Genomic DNA, 16,032 nt, shown 5'->3' on the forward strand with positions numbered 1-16,032 from the left:
GCTGGGCGGTCTCGTGTTGGTCGCCGGGTTCACTGAACCACTGGAAACATTGCCGGAACTCGATGGTTTCCTCGCAACTGACGTTGCCGTAGAGCGGATGGCAACGAGCATTCGGAAACGAACAGTACTTCGCTCTGACACAGATCCTTTCGTGCCGCCGGAAGCATCCGATGATCTCGCCAGACGTCTAAGCGCACGCCTGCAGGTCCACCCGGGAGCACGACACTTCATGGCAGAAGATGGCATCACAAGGCTGCCTGCTCTGCTTGACCTGATTCGCTCCAAGTAGGGGCTTCCGGGCAAAGAAAGCCCTAGACCGCACTGGTGGCCATTATGCGGCGCCGAGGCGGCAGATCTGCCCGGCCGGCAGCTAGCATGAATGTACGGATTGCGCGCCGGGCCGGGTACAGCCTGCCCATACGATGTCACCCGGCTGGAACAGCACGACTGGCGGGACTGGGCAGAGACTACTATGCGACCGTCTCCTTCAACAACGTCCCCGACGGTAATTCGTACCGGGAAGAAGGGGCGCTAACCGCGGGCGGTGAGGTCCGCGGAGATGAGCTTTGCCGTGGCAACGGTCTCCTGCGCCACGAAGTCAAGGTAGGCATCCCGGTCGGCCTTGGCGTCCACCGGCTGGGCTTGCAGGGACACGTTCACCGCAGCGACCACCTTGGGCCCGTCATACACGGGTGCGGCGACCGACATCAGCCCCAGCTCCAGTTCCTGGTCCAGCACGCACCAGCCCTTGGTTCGGACCGTTTCCAGCTCGGCCAGCAGTTCCGGGACGGTTCCCAGGGCCCGCGGCGTAAGGGGCGTGATGTCTGCGGCGGCTAGGTACGCCTTCAGGTCCGCGGGTGGCAGGTGCGCCAGGAGAACGCGGCCCATGGACGTGGCATACGCCGGGAAGCGTGTGCCGACCGTGATGCCGATGGTCATGATCCGGCGCGTGGTCACCCGGGCGATGTAGGCGATATCGGTGCCGTCCAGCACGGCAGCCGAGGTGGACTCCCCCAGCTTCAGGGACAGCTCCTCCAGGTGCGGCTGTGCAAGCTGGGGCAGTGACAATCCCGAAAGGTACGCATAACCCAGCTGCAGGACCTTGGCCGTGAGCGCGAAGGTCTTGCCGTCGGTCCGCACGTAGCCAAGCTCCACCAGGGTGTGCAGGAACCGGCGCGCCGTGGCCCGGGTCAGGCCTGTCCGGGCTGCCACCTCGGTGAGGGTCATCAGCGGGTGATCCGTGTCGAACGCACGGATGACGGCCAGCCCGCGGGCCAGCGACTGAACGTACTGGTCGCCCGCCTGCGGTGCCACCGGGGTGCCGCCGTCGGCTGCTCTTGTGGTCATGGTTCCCAATCCTATGGCGGTGGAGAGCCAGGTTCCCGCCCCGGGCTCAGCCGCCGGCGACGGCGGGTGCGGCCTTGAGCGGAACGGGGACGAGTTCCTGGAGTTCCTCCAGGGTGCAGCCGAAGGTTTCGCGGACGGTGACGCCGTCGGGTCCGGTGAGGAAGACGGCCTTGTCCGTGTACACGCGGGTGACGCAGCCAACGCCGGTGAGCGGGTAGGTGCAGGATTCCACGATTTTGGAGGCGCCCTCGCGGGTCAGCAGGGTCATCATGACGAAGACGTCCTTGGCGCCGGTGGCGAGGTCCATGGCTCCGCCGACGGCGGGAATCGCGCCCGGAGCGCCGGTGTGCCAGTTGGCGAGGTCACCGGTGACGGAGACCTGGAACGCGCCCAGGACGCAGATGTCCAGGTGCCCGCCACGCATCATCGCGAACGAGTCGGCGTGGTGGAAGTACGAGGCGCCGGGGAGTTCGGTGACGGGGATCTTGCCGGCGTTGATCAGGTCCCCGTCGATTTCGTCGCCCTTTGCTTCGGGTCCCATGCCGAGCATCCCGTTCTCTGTGTGGAGGGTGATGTTCTGTTCCGCGGTGAGGTAGTTGGAGACCAGGGTGGGCTGGCCGATGCCGAGGTTCACGAAGGACCCGGGGGCGATGTCGCGGGCCACCAGGCGGGCGAGGTCGTCCCGGTTGAGGGCTGTTTCGGAGGTCTTGATGCTGGTTTCGGTGAGGCTCATGTCAGGCCGCCTTCGGGTTCGTGCCGGCGCTGCTGCCGGCCACTTGGACGATGCTGTTGACGTAGATGCCGGGGGTGACGATGTTTTCCGGGTCCAGTCCGCCGGTGGGGACGATTTCGGAGACCTGGACGATGGTGTGCTTGGCCGCGGCCGCCATGATGGGGCCGAAGTTGCGGGCGGTCTTGCGGTAGACCAGGTTGCCCTTGCCGTCGGCCTTCAGGGCTTTGATCAGTGCGACGTCGGCGTGGATGGGGGTTTCGAACACGTGGCCGCGGCCGTCGATGATCCGGGTTTCCTTGCCCTCGGCGAGCATGGTGCCGTAGCCGGTAGGGGTGAAGAACCCGCCGATCCCTGCCCCCGCTGCGCGGATCCGCTCGGCCAGGTTGCCCTGCGGCACCAGTTCCAGCTCAATCTCGCCGGCCTTGTACTTGGCGTCGAAGTGCCAGGAGTCGGACTGCCGCGGGAAAGAACAGATCATCTTGCGCACCCGGCCCTCCTTGATCAGCAGCGCCAGGCCCTGGTCACCCTGGCCGGCATTGTTATTCACCACGGTCAAACCCGTGGCACCGCACTCCAGCAGCGCGTCAATCAGTTCGAACGGCTGCCCGGCGTTGCCGAACCCGCCGATCATCACGGTGGAGCCGTCCTTGATCCCGGCCACGGCCTCGCCAACAGTGTCAATGAATTCCAGCATCGCTCTTTAGCCCTTCACTCCGGCAGTGACGTTTTCAAGCACCACGGCCAGGCCCTGCCCGACGCCGATGCAGATCGCAGCAACGCCCCAGCGTTCGCCCGAGGCCTGCAGGGACCGGGCGAGGGTCCCGAGGATCCGGGTCCCGGATGCACCCAGCGGGTGGCCCATCGCAATGGCGCCGCCGTGCCGGTTCACGATGGAGGGGTCGATGCCCCAGGCGTTGATGCACGCCAGGGACTGCGCGGCGAACGCTTCGTTAAGTTCGACGGCGCCCACCTGGTCCCAACCGATGCCCGCCTTGGCGAGGGCCTTGTTCGCCGCCTCCACCGGCGCGTAACCGAAGTACTGAGGATCATTGCCGTGCGCACCGCGCCCGGCGATCCGGGCCAGCGGGTCCAGGCCCAGCAGCCCGGCGGCACTCTCGGATCCGATCCAGGCCGCGGAAGCGCCGTCGGACAACGGGGACGCATTCCCGGCCGTGACCGTGCCGCCCACCTCGGCACCCTCGGGTTCGTGGCGGAACACCGTCTTCAACGCGGCCAGCTTCTCGGCAGTGGAACCCGGGCGGATGCCCTCGTCCCGCACCAGGTCAGTACCCGGCACCGGCGCCACCAGGTTGTCATAGAACCCCTCGTCCCACGCCGCGGCGGACAGGTTGTGCGAGTCCGCAGCGAACTCGTCCTGCGCCTCCCTGGTCACACCATACTTCTCACGCAGCCGCTCGGTGGCCTCACCCAGCGAGATGGTCCACTCCTTCGGCATCGCCTTGTTCACCAGCCGCCAGCCCAGCGTCGTAGACGCCAGCGTCATGTCCCCCGCGGGGTACGGTTTCTCCGTCTTAGGCAGCACCCAGGGGGCACGGGACATCGACTCCGCCCCGCCCACCAGCACCAGCTCGGCGTCGCCGGCATTGATCTGCCGGGACGCGATGATCGCCGCATCCAGGGAGGACCCGCAGAGCCGGTTGACCGTGGTGCCCGGGATCGATACCGGCAGGCCGGCCAGCAGGGTGCCCATCCGGGCGATGTTCCGGTTCTCCTCACCCGCGCCGTTGGCGTTGCCGAAGACAACCTCGTCGATCCGCTCCGGATCCAGCGCCGGGGCGCGCTTCACGGACTCCCTGATCACGTGCGCGGCGAGGTCATCAGGGCGGACGGCGGCGAGGCCGGAGCCGAACTTGCCGAACGGGGTGCGCACGGCGTCGTACACAAAAGCCTGGTTCATGGGGTGGTGTCCATTTCTCGAAACACTTGCTGGGCGGTCTTGAAGGCGGTGTTGGCGGAAGGCACTCCGCAGTAGATGGCGGTCTGCAGCAGGACTTCCTTGATCTCGTCCCTGCTCAGGCCATTGGTGATCGCCGCGCGGATGTGCATGGCCAGTTCTTCCCAGTGCCCGTGCGCCACCATCGCGGTGAGGGTCACGGCCGAGCGCATCTGCCGGGACAGGCCGGGCCTGGTCCAGATGCCGCCCCACGCGATCCGGGTGATCATGTCCTGGAAATCCTCGGTGAAGCTGTCCATGTTGGCGTTGGCCCGGTCCACGTGCGCGTCACCCAGGACTTCGCGCCGGACCACCATGCCGCCGTCGTAAATCTCCTTGCTGGTGGCGTCCGGCTGGACCACACCGTGCCTCTCCGTCCCGCTCATCTGCTTCCTCCGGTCTTTTCGGCCTGTGATTCGGCCCAAGCCAGCAGGCTGCGCATCAGCTCGGCGGTGTGCGCGGGGGCCTCCGCGGGAGCCAGGTGCGCCACGCCTTCCAGGGTGACGGCTGTTGCGGTGCCGCCGCCGGCGCTGATCCCGGCGGCCACTTCCTCAGCCTTCGACGGCGGCGCGACGCCGTCCAGCGCACCGGCAATGACCTGGGTGGGGACCCGGATGCTGCCAAGTTCGGCGCGGACATCAAACCCGGCCAGGGCCTCGCAGCAAAGGGCGTAGCTGAACCGGTCGGTGTCGCGCAGGGCGTGCAGGAGCCGGCTGCTGACCTCCGGTTCACGGTCCATAAAGCCGGGGGCGAACCATCGCTGCGCCGAACCCTGGATCATCACGGGGGTGCCCTGGGTACGGACCGTTTCGGCGCGTTCCAGCCATCCCTCGGGGGTGCCGAGCTTGGCGCCGCTGTTCTGCACGGACAGGCTCTTGAGGCGTTCACCGTGCTTGATGCCCAGCTGCAGGCCGGTGGCACCACCCAGCGACACACCGGCATAGTGGAAGGCTTCGCCGGGGGCAATGGAGTCGACGAGGTCCACCACGGCCTCTGCCAGGTCTGAAACGTCGAAGGTTTCGCTGATGGCCGGTGAGACGCCGTGGCCGGGCAGGTCCCAGGCCACCACGTCGTAGTCGTTGCCCAGCAGGGAGGCGGTACGGTTCCAGAGGATGGAGGAGGTGCCCAGCGAGGACCCCACCACCAGGAGGGGGTGGTCCCCCAGGGGGCGCTGGGGTGAAAGCAGTGCGGCTTTGAGGGCGGGTTTAGCCACGGTGTGCTCCGTTCGCGTCGGTAGCTGAAGGGGGGAGGTCCGGGGAGGCAAAGTCCGGGTAGGCGGCCAGGATCCGCCGGGAGATTTCCCGGGACTGGCCAAGGTAGCTGGCCGGGTCCAGGAGCTCCTCGAGCCGGAGGTCGGTGAGCAGGCCGGCCGGGATGGCGTCCCGGAGCAGTTTCCGGTAGGTGGACGCCTGTTCGGACGGTTGGGCCTGCAGGGTCTGGTCCACCACGTCCTGCACCTGCTGCTTGCCGCTCTTACCGTCCAGCTCCGGAAGCAGCGGGCCGACGGCGGCACTGACGCCCTCCGCCAGGAGCAGCGGGCCGGCCAGGTCCAGGTTGTGCCGCATCGCGTCCGGGTGGACCTGCAGGCCTTCGGCAAGCTCCCGGATGTGTCCGGCAGCACCAAGTGCCAGGGCCAGCAGCTGCTGGAGCGCGGGCCACTCGGTGTGCCACGCGCCGTCGGGGCGCTCATCGTTGAAGGTTGCGGCGGCCAGGTGCAGCTGGGCTGCCAGGCTGGGTGCCTGGAGGGCTGCGCTGCGGACCAGCACAGAGAGGACGGGGTTTTGTTTCTGCGGCATGGCAGAGGAGACACCCCGGCCGGCGGCGCGGGGTTCGGCCACCTCTGCCACCTCTGGGCGGCTGAGGAACAGGACGTCCGCCGCGATCTTGCCGAGGGCGTCCAGTACTGCGGCCACGGCGTTGCCAATGGACGTGATGGGCAGCCGGTTGGTGTGCCAGGGCGCGGCGGCGGGGGCGAGGCCCAGCTGGGTAGCCAGCGCATCGGCGAGACTGAACGGGGTGGCCGCCGAGCCTTCCGTCAGCACTGTTCCGGCGGCAAGCGTGCCTGCCGCCCCGCCAAACTGGACCGGAAACTCCAGGGCCGCGAGCTGCCGTCCTGCGGCCGCCAGCCCGTGGAACCATTGCGCTGACCGGAGCCCGAAGGTGTAGGGCAGGGAATGCTGCGTCAGGCTCCGGCCCACGCACAGCGTGTCCGCATGTTGTTCCGCCAAGGCGGCAAGCGCCGCCGTCGTGCCTTTCATGTCAGCCAGCAACGCCTCGATGGTGTTCCGGGCAACCAGCACCAGCGCCGTATCCAGCACGTCCTGGCTGGTCAGCGAGGTGTGCACCGCACGCAGGGCACCAACACCGTCGGCGCCTCCGTTAGAGGTATCCAGCGCCGTCACGTGCCGGCGGAGGTCCGCCAGCAGCGGGATGACAGGGTTGCCGCCGCCCTGGGCGCGCACCGCGATATCGGCGGGGTTATAGCGGCCCGGTTCGGCGGCGGACGCTACGACGGCGGCGGAACCGGCGGGTGCGAGGCCCGCCTGTTCCAGCGCCGCGGCCCAGCCGGCCTCGACGGCGAGCATCGCGGCCAGCACCGCCCCGTCACCCGTCAACGCCGCCACCAGGGGTGACGCCGAGGCGGGACGGAGCAGGCCTGCACCTGCGCCGGCAGCAGTGTCGGGGGCAGCGGCGTCCGTCACTGGAAGTCCAGGAAGACGGTCTCGCCCTCGCCCTGGAGGCGGATGTCGACGGTCAGGCCGCCGTCGGGATCGCGCCGGGCGATGAGGGTCTTGCGCCGTTCCGGGTCCAGGGAGGACAGCAGCGGATCGTTGGCCAGGGCCTCTTCGTTTTCCGGCAGGTAGATGCGGGTGAAGAGCCGGTTGGTCAGGCCTCGGGCGAAGACGGCCACCGAGATGAAGGGGGCCGCGCCGGGCTTGGTGGGTCCGGGGTTGACGGTGGTGAAGGTGTAGGTGCCGGTGTAGCCGACGGCGCAGCGGCCCCACCCGGTGAAGGTGTAGCCGTCACGGTGGAACGAGCCCGTCTGCTGGACAATCTTGCCTTCCGCGTCAGGCTGCCAAATTTCCAGGATGGCGTCCGGCACCGGCTCGCCTGCGCCGTCGTACACGGTGCCCTGGAGCCGGATGGAACCGGGCGAGCCCGGGGCAAGGAGCTCGTTGTCCTTCTCGAACGGCAGCGCGTAGCCGTAGAACGGGCCCACAGTCTGCCCCGGTGTGGGAACCAGTTTGGTGCTCATGTGACTACTCCTGATCACTTTCTGCGCCCAGCGCCTCGTTTTCGGTCCAGGTCCGCTTGGGACCGGTCAGGACAATGTCCCAGTTGTAGCCCAGGGCCCACTCCGGTTCGGTGAGGCTGTGGTCGTAGCTGGCCACCAGCCGGTTGCGGGCGTCCTGGTCCACGATGGTCTGGTAGATGGGGTCCAGCGGGAAGAGCTGGTCGCCGGGGAAGTACATCTGGGTGATGATGCGCTGGGTGAACTCGGTGCCGAACAGCGAGAAGTGGATGTGCGCCGGACGCCACGCGTTCAGGTGGTTCTTCCACGGGTACGCGCCGGGCTTGATGGTGGTGAAACGGTAGGAGCCGTCCGGGCCGGTGATGCAGCGGCCGATGCCCGTGAAGTTGGGGTCGATCGGTGCGGGGTGCTGGTCGCGCTTGTGGATGTAGCGGCCGGAGGCGTTGGCCTGCCAGATCTCCACCAGCTGCCCGGCCACCGGGCGGCCGTCGCCGTCCAGGACCCGGCCGGCCACGATGATGCGTTCGCCCTGGGGTTCCCCGTTGTGCTGGATGGTCAAGTCCGATTCCAGGGCGTGGACGTCCTGGTGGCCGAAGGCCGGCGAGAACAGTTCGATGGTTTCCGGGTCCGCGTGGTGCAGGCTCTTGGTGGGGTGCCGGAGGATGCTGCTGCGGTACGGCGGGTAGTCCAGCCGGGGCTGGGTTTCCGCCGGGGCGCCGTCCTTCAGGGCACGGGCGTAGGCGTCGGCCAGGCCGTTAATCTCTGCGCTGAGCTCCTGCTGGGTTTCCACGGCTGCGTCCAGGGGCGCATGTCCTGCCTTTGGTTCGGCAGCCGGGACAGCCTCGTCCGTGGGGGCGTTTGATTCGTGCGGCACGGCTGGCTCCTTTCGGATGTTTTGGGCATAAGTTTCAATGGCGTGGAGCACTTTTAAGTTTTGTTGGCCATTACCGCATTTAACGGGAATGCGTGCTGGCAAGTATCCATATCGACCAGACAGCCAAGGCGATGAAAGCTGCCTATAAGGCCTCCTGTTGATGCGGTCACGCAGGCAGCATGTGTTCAGGGCTGGCTAGCCCAACTTGTGAGCCAGTCTACGCTCTCGTTCATTCAGCGTACAATAGTTCGCCTGACGAACAGGAGGAACGTAATAAATAGTTCCTGTACGAAAGTCGATTCTTGTGACGGTGCTTAGGGACTGGACATATCGGACTCAGCCTCCCGTCTCATTGCCGTGGGGGCCAGCCGGTGTAGGCCTCCGCGAGGTACGCCATGCCGTGCCGGGATGACACGACCGAGTGCAGCTCGCCGAGCTGGCGGGCGCGGGAGAAGTCGTCCGCGTCGGCGGGCGTGTGGAGCATGGTGGTCATCCAGTAGGAGAACTGCTGGGCCTTCCACACCCGCTCCAGGGCACGGTCGCTATAGGCCTCCAGCAGGAGGTCAGAGCCGGAGTTGTAGTGGCTGTCCAGCCCCTCGAAGAGGACCTTGACGTCGTTGATGGCCAGGTTCAGGCCCTTGGCGCCGGTGGGCGGGACCGTGTGCGCGGCGTCGCCGGCCAGGAACAGGTTGCCGTGGCGCATGGGGGTGTGGACGAAGCTGCGGAACGGCAGGACCATCTTTTCGATGACCGGCCCCTCCTTCAGTTCGAAGCCGTTGCCGTTCACCCGGCTGCGGAATTCGGCCCAGATCCGGTCATCGTCCCATTCGGCGACGTTTTCCCTGGGGTCGCACTGGAAGTACATCCGCTGCACCGTCTCGGTGCGCTGGCTGATCAGAGCGAAGCCGTTGGCGGAGTTGGCGTAGATCAGTTCGTCTGAGCTGCGCGGGGCCTCGGCCAGAATGCCGAACCAGGCGAAGGGGTACTCGCGGAAGTACCACTTGCGGTGCGCTTCCGGGATCTGGAACCGGCAGTGGCTGCGGGAACCGTCAGCGCCCACCAGGAAGTCGGCCTGGATCTCGAACTCCACACCCTCGGCGTCGGTGAACCAGACCTTCGGCTTACTTTCCAGGTCATGCACTGCGGTGTCCGTGACGCTGTAGCGGACGTCACCGCCGTCGGCTTCCCGCCGGGCGGCGAGGTCCAGGAACACGTCTGTCTGCGGGTACAGCCACACGGACTCCCCCACCAGGTCCTTGAAGTCCACGCGGTGGCTCTCCCCGTTGAAGCGCAGTTCGATGCCGTCGTGGCGGTCCCCGTCACGCAGGACCCGGTCCGAGACGCCGCTGTCCACGAGCATATTGACCGTTCCGTGTTCGAGGATGCCGGCGCGGACGGTTTCGGAGATCTCGTTATGGCTGCGGACCTCGATAACGGTGGAGTCGATACCGGCCTTGGCCAGCAGGTGGGAGAGCATCAGTCCGGCAGGGCCGGCTCCCATGATGGCCACCTGGGTGGTGATGATTTGTCGTGTTGCCATGGTTTGTCTCGCTTCATTGCGGGGCCCTGCGGGCCGGATTTGCCGTATCTGGCAATCAGTGTGCGGCAGCAGGAGTGACAGCTGTAACAGCAATTCCGTTCAATGGGAAGCGTCAGGGATTACCGAGTGCGCGGGCGATGCCCCGCGCTGCCGTCTGCAGGGCCGGAACCAGGGCCTGCAGGCGCATCTCACGCAAGGGAACCACGACGCCGAGTGAGGCCACCGCACGTTGCCGGCGGTTGAGGACGGGGACCGCAATCCCCCAGGTGTCTGGATCAACCACGCCTTTCAGCTGGGCAAAGCCAAGATGCGCTGTTTCGCTGAGCAGCGCGCGCAGCGCGTCCACAGTGACCTTACCGTCGGGGTCGCTGAACTGGTCAAGGTACTCCGCCTGCAGGGCCTTGTCCTGGTGCGCCATCAGCGCCAGCCCTGCAGACGTGATGTGGACAGGCATCCGCCCTGCCACCTGCGCGCGGTTTGCCACCGACCCGCGCCGCGAGAGCCTTTCGACGAACAATGCCTCCCAGCCATCCAGCACCGCCAGGTTCACGTTCTGGTTCAGGACCTGCTGGATGTCCTCCATGAACGGCATGGCCGCCTCCCGCAGAGCCAGGGTGGGCGAGGTCCGATTGACCAGCTCCCATAACCGCACGCCCGGACGTACCATGCCTCCTGGCGCGGTTTCCAGCAGGTCATGCTCGGCCAACTGTCGCACCAGCCGGTGGGCAGTCGTTAGCGGCAGCCCGGCCCGGGCCGCCAGTTCAGACAACGGGAGGGTACCGACATCCTGCGGAAAAGCCGAGATAATCCGGACAACCCGATCCACTACGGAATCACCAGAGGCTGAATTAGCCACTGCCTAGACCTGCCCTTCCCTAGGGATAGCCCCAGCGTATCCTGCCAGCTACCTCGCCCTCATCAGGACGCGGAGCACGTGCGCTGGCAGCACCGAAGCCCTAGAGACCTAGTACATTCCATGAGCCGGTAAAAGTATTTGCCCGATGAATAGTTTGTATGCGCCAAATGACCTATAACAAATACATGAGCTGCCTCACAGACTCTTCTATGGTTGTCAACGTAGCAATGGCTGGGGACTGCTGGCATTGAGTGTGCGGTAGATCCGTCGGGCGAGGTAGCGCTTCACGCACCGACGAATTTCTTTCTTGGTTCGCCCTTCTGCTTGCCGTTTCGCTACGCATTCGACGGTCGCTGGATCGAACGCCATCCTCGTAACAGCAACCATGTGAAGGGCTTTATTCAGGGTCCTGTCGCCGCCGCGGTTGAGCCTATGACTGACGGTATTTCCAGATGAAGCGGGAATGGGGTTGACCCCGGCCAGGGAGGCGAAAGCCGCCTCGGCACGTACCCGGCCCTGATGAGACCAAGCGGTAAGACAAATAGCTGCCGTGACCGGTCCGAAGCCGGATTCCTGCAGCAGCGGCGCCGCTTCGGTTACCTCAACCAGTCCGGCGATCCGGGAGCCGTTTGCTTTGATCTCAGCGTCAAGGTCGCCGATGCGCATAGCCAGTCTGACCGCTTCAGAGCGGGCCACCGATACAGCAAGAGCTTCTTCACGGACCCGCCACCGAGACACCTCCAGTATGTGACTTCCGCTCAACGACTTGCGCGCATCCAAACCCAAATCATTGATCCGGAGCGGCGCGGTCAACGCGGTCACGGTCCTGGTCCGGCCGGTTGTCATCGAATGACGCGCAGTTGCAAGGACCCGCAACGCTGCGCGGACCCCTTCGTTCAACCGTGGCCGGCGCAACTTATCCTTTTCCAAGGAAAGGACGGCGGAAGCGATCCGGTGCGCGTCAACCTGGTAGCCGGCAGCTGCGACAGCACCGGCCAACACGGCACCATAACAAGCCGCGCCCTCAATCACCCATAGAGTGGCCATCGGCCTCGGTGCGACGCGCAACCCAAGCAATGACACGGTTGATCCCGGCGCCCGTCGCTGGGAAATCACGGTTATCGATCCGTTCGCCGCTTGCCGCGCAATGATGGCGAAAACGTGCTTCCGGGCGTCGGTGTCGACACCCAGGACAAACGAGCGGGAATACGCAACGCTAGTCATAGCGGTTCTGGCACCTTCCTCATTTCGCGGACATGTCAGGCCGTTAGGCGCCGGTACCAGTCCGGGTAGAGGTCACTTCGGAACAGCACTGTGACGAGCCACGCCCCCGCGGGGGCGGACAATCTTTTGATCAAGTCACCGATGTGGGCCGGGCAGGTGCCGGCCGCCCACCCAACGGACGGACAAGTCGATAACAGGACACCCGGGCACGGGGCCAAGCGTTTAATGAGTCACGACCGCGGGGTGGAACGGCCTGCACGTACTCTGCCAGCCAATCCCAGACCAGCCACCCCACTTCTCACCGGCGCTCAAGAACGGGCGGAGCCTTGCTCCAGGGCGCCTGATGCCACGACTTCGCGTTCTCAAGGTAACGCGCAGGAATACGGCCGTGAGGCCCGCAACGACAACCGGCATGTGGTGTGCATCCAGCCTGGTCTTTCGACCCAACAGAAGGCAATTTCTCCTGAAACCCTGCAACTAGCCACCTCAACGACGTGAGCAAAGATGATCGAGCGTGAACGAAAGTGTTTAGGTGCCTTGTAGGGTCTCCCCGGTGCTCATAGTCTCGCTGTGCTTAGGCCTCCTCTCTGCGCACGAATAGAGGAGGCCCGGCCGCAGACCCGAAACGCAGAGAGGTACAACAATGATGTTTTCCGCCCGACGACAAAGACGAAGGCCGGTGGCCGCACTGGCGGCTGCGGTCACGGCGGCAGCAGGTCTGATCATGCTGCCCGCCGGCACGGCCGGGCCGGCGGCAGCCGCCGATGCTACGCCAGTGACCATCACCCCCAACCCAGCCAGCCGCGGGGAAGCCTTCGAGGGTTGGGGCACCAGCCTGGTCTGGTTCGCCAACGCGACGGCAGGCTACTCCCCTGAGCTGCGCGACGAGCTGTACCAGAAGGTGTTTGGCGAGGACGGGCTCAACCTCAACATCGCGCGCTATAACGTGGGCGGCGGCAATGCCTCGGACGTGCGAAACTACCTCAACGACGGCAGCGCGGTGGAGGGCTGGTGGAATCCGGTCACCGAACCACAGGAGGGTAAAGCGGCCTCCAACCTTTACAACCCCGACGGCTCGGTGGACCCGACACAGGCCAACAAACTCGCCTTTCTGGACCAGTGGAACCCGGACGACCCCGCCTCCTACAACCCGGAAGCCGACCAGAACCAACGCTGGTGGGTGGAAAAACTCGCCGCAGACCAGCAAATCACCCACTGGGAAGCCTTCAGCAACTCCCCGCCCTGGTTCATGACCAAGAGCGGCTACGTCTCCGGCCAAATCAACCCCGCCAGGGGCGAAAACCTGCTGCCGCAAGCGGAAGCCAAGTTCGCCGCCTACATGAAGCACGCCGTCGAACTCCTCGAAGACGGCAGCGGGATCACCGTGGACACCATCGACCCCTTCAATGAGCCGAACTCCGGCTACTGGGGCACGGACATCGACAAGGCCACCGGCAAACCACCCACGAGCTACACCCAGAAGCAGGAGGGCGCACTGATTTACCCGGCGGCGCAGGACCGGGTTACCAAGCTCCTCGCCCAGGAACTCGCCAAGGAAAGCACCACCACAGACGCCGTCATCTCCGCCATGGACGAGACGGATCCAGCTAAGTTCATGACCAACTGGCACGGCTACAGCCAGCAGGCCAAGGACGCCGTGGCGCAACTCAACGTCCACACGTACGGCACCAACGACCGCCGCCGCGTCCGCGACCTCGCCAAGTCCACGGACAAGCCACTGTGGATGAGCGAGGTGGGCGGCTTCTGGACCGGCAACCCGGCGCTGGGCGATTCCGCCAGCGGTTGGGACCGCTCGAACATCACCAACGGGCTGGGCATCGCCGGGCGGATGGTCAACGACCTCCGCGAGCTCGAGCCGGACGCCTGGGTGTTCTGGCAGCCCGTGGAGGACACCTACAAGCAGGAAAAGGCCGACAAGGGCTGGGGCTCCATCTACATCGACTTCGACTGCAATTATGAGGGCCGTGAAGGCTTCTCCAACCGACGCCTCAACGACGGCGCCAGCCAGGACGAAGCGAAGTGTAAGGTCCTGACCAACCAGAAGTACAACACCGCCCGCAACTTCACACACTTCATCCGGCCCGGCGACTTCCTGATCCAGAACGACAACGCCAAGACTGCGAGCGCCTTGGACGCCGACGGCAACGGAGCCACGCTGGTGCACTTCAATGACACTCCGACGGCGGAAAAGGTCACCATCGACCTCAGTCGTTTCGGTGCCATCGCCCCTGGTGCCACGGTCACCCCGGTGGTCACCACCAAGTCGCCGCTGGAGGACATCGAGCGGAACGCGCTGGTCAGGGGCGCGCCGGTCGCCGTGGACGCCGCGGCAAAGTCCGCCACGCTTGAGGTTCCCGCCGCGTCCGTGGTGACGTTCGTCGTCGACGGCGTCAGCGGAGTGTCAGCCGACGCTGCACCAGTGGAGGACGGCCACACCTACCACCTCACCGGCGATGCGAGCGGGAAGTATCTCACGGCCCGTCCCGACGGCACGGCGTCCATACAGGAACTGGGCGCGACGACGGCGGATGTCACCTCCCAGCTGTGGACCTTCACTGCTGCCGGCGGTGATGAGTTCGCCCACGACCGCCGCTGGGTGGTCAGCAACAAGGACGGCCGCGTGCTGACGGGAACGGGCGGCGTGCCCAACGGCAGCACGTCCGGAGCCGCGGCGCTCACCGCCATGACCATCGAACAGGCGAAGGGCGCGACGGCCGCGCAATGGATCGTGACCACCGAGAACGGCAAGCAGTGGTCCCTTGTGAATGCCTCGGCCGGTATCGCCCTGCAGGTAACCGGAAATCAAACCGCCGCCGGCACCGGCGTCTCCCTTGCCTCCTCCACCGGCGCCACCGCCAACGCAACCGGCAACACTTCCCAGTCGTGGGGCTTCACGGACCTCGAGGATCTGAAGCTGCTCGGCACCAAACCGGTGGAACTCAGCACGCCCACCGGAGTGGCCCCGTCGCTGCCGGTGACCGTCACGCCGCTCTATGCCAGGGGTGAAGGGCGGCCGGTTCCTGTCCAGTGGCAGTCCGTTGATCCGGCCGTGTGGAACAAAAAGGGCACGGTCACTCTCACCGGAACAGGCGCCGACGTGTACGGCCAGGCCTTCACTGACGCCAAAGTCACCGTGACGGTGGGCAAATATGCGGCCACGGACCCGGTCTCCGCTACGGTCGGAGTCGGGGCAACCGTCGCCGACGTGCAGGGGGCGGCTCCGGCAACAGTCCCCGGCCAGGTGGGCATTTCGGCCGCGCGGAACGACCTCGCTGTTACCTGGGACTGGGGCACCATTGATCCCGCCGCCCTGCAGACCGCAGGCACCGTCACCGTAACTGGCAAAGCGGACACCGGGGTCGAGAAGGAAAAGCCTTTGGACGCCCTGCTGACCGTCCTGGTGGTGGACCCCGTGCCCAGCAGCAACATCTGCAAGGACGATCCCGTCACCACCGTCACCGCCAGCTACACCGAAGGTTCCTACATCGCCCGGAACACCTGCGACGGCATCACGTCCACCCGCTGGTCCAACTGGGTGAGCGGCGGCCGGCCTTCGGACAGCCTCAGCTACGGCTTCGGCCGGGACTACACCGTGGACTCGGTGACGGTAACCCTGGCCGAAAAGGCACCCCAGGGCCTGAAAATCCAGTACCAGGACGCCGCGGGCGCCTGGCAGGACACCTCCGCCGGGACCGTCACCGGCCTGACTACCTCGGCCCCGGCCAAGGTTGCGTTCACGCCGGTCAGCACCCGCGGCATCCGCGTCATTTTCACCACCACCGGCTCCTACACTAAGGTGGCCGAGGTGGCCATCGCCGGCTCGCGGCTGGCTGACGCAGGACTTGCCGATCTGGGCCGGCTGCTGGTGGACCAGAAATCGGTCAACAGCTTCGCGGCTGGCACCACCGGCTACACGGTGCTGACCTCATCGGCGGCGGTGCCAACTGTCGCCGCCCACCCGCTGGACACCAACGCCAAGGTCGCAGTGGCCCAAGCGACGGTGGGGAATCCGACGGCGGTGGTCACCGTGACGGCCCCGAACGGGACCACCAGGCAGTACACGGTGAACTTCGTGACGGGCAAGGATGCGTGCGTCAACGGCGGCTGGGCCACCAATGTGGAGCCCGGGTTCCGGAACGAAGGGGAGTGCGTGAGCTTCTTCAGCTCCAAGTAGCCCCTGATCTAAACAAAGTAGCCCTTGGCCGGAATTCCGGCCAAGGGCTACTTTGC

Annotated in this window: 13 protein-coding genes and 1 pseudogene; 2 read left to right on the top strand and 12 right to left on the bottom strand. The window is 65.9% G+C overall.

What is annotated here, in order from left to right; all coding sequences use genetic code 11:
- A partial coding sequence (locus tag AC5RU7_RS17485) for an alpha/beta hydrolase (protein ID WP_494053290.1) occupies positions 1 to 289 on the top strand: 289 nt, incomplete at its 5' end.
- A gap of 242 nt (positions 290 to 531) precedes the next feature.
- On the opposite strand, the gene AC5RU7_RS17490 is transcribed toward AC5RU7_RS17485, so the two are convergent.
- The 12 genes and pseudogenes from AC5RU7_RS17490 to AC5RU7_RS17545 all read right to left on the bottom strand — a co-directional run bounded on the left by AC5RU7_RS17490 (position 532) and on the right by AC5RU7_RS17545 (position 11,781).
- The gene (locus AC5RU7_RS17490; RefSeq protein WP_494011124.1) at positions 532 to 1,347 is read right to left on the bottom strand and encodes an IclR family transcriptional regulator domain-containing protein; all 816 of its coding nucleotides are present in this window, start codon (positions 1,345 to 1,347) and stop codon (positions 532 to 534) included.
- Positions 1,348 to 1,393: 46 nt separating this feature from the next.
- Positions 1,394 to 2,080, bottom strand: a complete 687-nt coding sequence (locus tag AC5RU7_RS17495; RefSeq protein WP_494053291.1) for a 3-oxoacid CoA-transferase subunit B — start codon at positions 2,078 to 2,080, stop codon at positions 1,394 to 1,396.
- Between the two features lies 1 nt (position 2,081).
- A complete protein-coding gene (locus AC5RU7_RS17500) occupies positions 2,082 to 2,774 on the bottom strand; it encodes a 3-oxoacid CoA-transferase subunit A (RefSeq protein ID WP_494053292.1) in 693 nt (230 codons plus the stop codon).
- Positions 2,775 to 2,780: 6 nt separating this feature from the next.
- Entirely contained in the window at positions 2,781 to 3,998 is a 1,218-nt protein-coding gene (locus AC5RU7_RS17505; protein ID WP_494053293.1) for a thiolase family protein, read from the bottom strand.
- On the bottom strand, positions 3,995 to 4,420 hold the full coding sequence (pcaC, locus tag AC5RU7_RS17510; RefSeq protein ID WP_494053294.1) for a 4-carboxymuconolactone decarboxylase: 426 nt from the start codon (positions 4,418 to 4,420) through the stop codon (positions 3,995 to 3,997). Before pcaC ends, AC5RU7_RS17505 begins: the two co-directional genes overlap by 4 nt.
- A complete protein-coding gene (locus AC5RU7_RS17515; RefSeq protein WP_494053295.1) occupies positions 4,417 to 5,247 on the bottom strand; it encodes an alpha/beta fold hydrolase in 831 nt (276 codons plus the stop codon). Before AC5RU7_RS17515 ends, pcaC begins: the two co-directional genes overlap by 4 nt.
- Complete coding sequence (locus AC5RU7_RS17520) at positions 5,240 to 6,736, bottom strand: lyase family protein (RefSeq protein WP_494053296.1); 1,497 nt, start codon at positions 6,734 to 6,736, stop codon at positions 5,240 to 5,242. Before AC5RU7_RS17520 ends, AC5RU7_RS17515 begins: the two co-directional genes overlap by 8 nt.
- Entirely contained in the window at positions 6,733 to 7,290 is a 558-nt protein-coding gene (pcaG, locus tag AC5RU7_RS17525; protein ID WP_494053297.1) for a protocatechuate 3,4-dioxygenase subunit alpha, read from the bottom strand. The genes AC5RU7_RS17520 and pcaG overlap by 4 nt, the downstream gene beginning before the upstream one ends.
- A 4-nt stretch (positions 7,291 to 7,294) precedes the next feature.
- A complete protein-coding gene (gene pcaH, locus AC5RU7_RS17530; RefSeq protein WP_494053298.1) occupies positions 7,295 to 8,161 on the bottom strand; it encodes a protocatechuate 3,4-dioxygenase subunit beta in 867 nt (288 codons plus the stop codon).
- A 349-nt stretch (positions 8,162 to 8,510) separates the two neighbouring features.
- Positions 8,511 to 9,701 carry a 4-hydroxybenzoate 3-monooxygenase gene (locus AC5RU7_RS17535; RefSeq protein ID WP_494053299.1) on the bottom strand — a complete coding sequence of 397 codons (1,191 nt, stop codon included), beginning with the start codon at positions 9,699 to 9,701 and terminating at the stop codon, positions 8,511 to 8,513.
- Between the two features lie 112 nt (positions 9,702 to 9,813).
- Positions 9,814 to 10,557, bottom strand: coding sequence for an IclR family transcriptional regulator (locus AC5RU7_RS17540; RefSeq protein WP_494053300.1), 744 nt, complete (start codon positions 10,555 to 10,557; stop codon positions 9,814 to 9,816).
- A gap of 216 nt (positions 10,558 to 10,773) precedes the next feature.
- Positions 10,774 to 11,781 (bottom strand): annotated as a pseudogene (locus AC5RU7_RS17545) (transposase).
- A gap of 643 nt (positions 11,782 to 12,424) precedes the next feature.
- Here AC5RU7_RS17545 and AC5RU7_RS17550 point away from each other — a divergent pair.
- Positions 12,425 to 15,976 carry a discoidin domain-containing protein gene (locus tag AC5RU7_RS17550; RefSeq protein WP_494053301.1) on the top strand — a complete coding sequence of 1,184 codons (3,552 nt, stop codon included), beginning with the start codon at positions 12,425 to 12,427 and terminating at the stop codon, positions 15,974 to 15,976.
- Positions 15,977 to 16,032 lie beyond the last annotated feature (56 nt).

This window comes from Arthrobacter sp. K410C (assembly GCF_059090105.1).

Bases quoted from the DNA above. Each gene is read 5' to 3' on its own strand.
- AC5RU7_RS17490 (WP_494011124.1), bottom strand. From the start codon at position 1,347: ATGACCACAAGAGCAGCCGACGGCGGCACCCCGGTGGCACCGCAGGCG.
- AC5RU7_RS17550 (WP_494053301.1), top strand. From the start codon at position 12,425: ATGATGTTTTCCGCCCGACGACAAAGACGAAGGCCGGTGGCCGCACTG.
- pcaG (WP_494053297.1), bottom strand. From the start codon at position 7,290: ATGAGCACCAAACTGGTTCCCACACCGGGGCAGACTGTGGGCCCGTTC.
- pcaC (WP_494053294.1), bottom strand. From the start codon at position 4,420: ATGAGCGGGACGGAGAGGCACGGTGTGGTCCAGCCGGACGCCACCAGC.
- AC5RU7_RS17500 (WP_494053292.1), bottom strand. From the start codon at position 2,774: ATGCTGGAATTCATTGACACTGTTGGCGAGGCCGTGGCCGGGATCAAG.
- AC5RU7_RS17495 (WP_494053291.1), bottom strand. From the start codon at position 2,080: ATGAGCCTCACCGAAACCAGCATCAAGACCTCCGAAACAGCCCTCAAC.
- AC5RU7_RS17505 (WP_494053293.1), bottom strand. From the start codon at position 3,998: ATGAACCAGGCTTTTGTGTACGACGCCGTGCGCACCCCGTTCGGCAAG.
- AC5RU7_RS17535 (WP_494053299.1), bottom strand. From the start codon at position 9,701: ATGGCAACACGACAAATCATCACCACCCAGGTGGCCATCATGGGAGCC.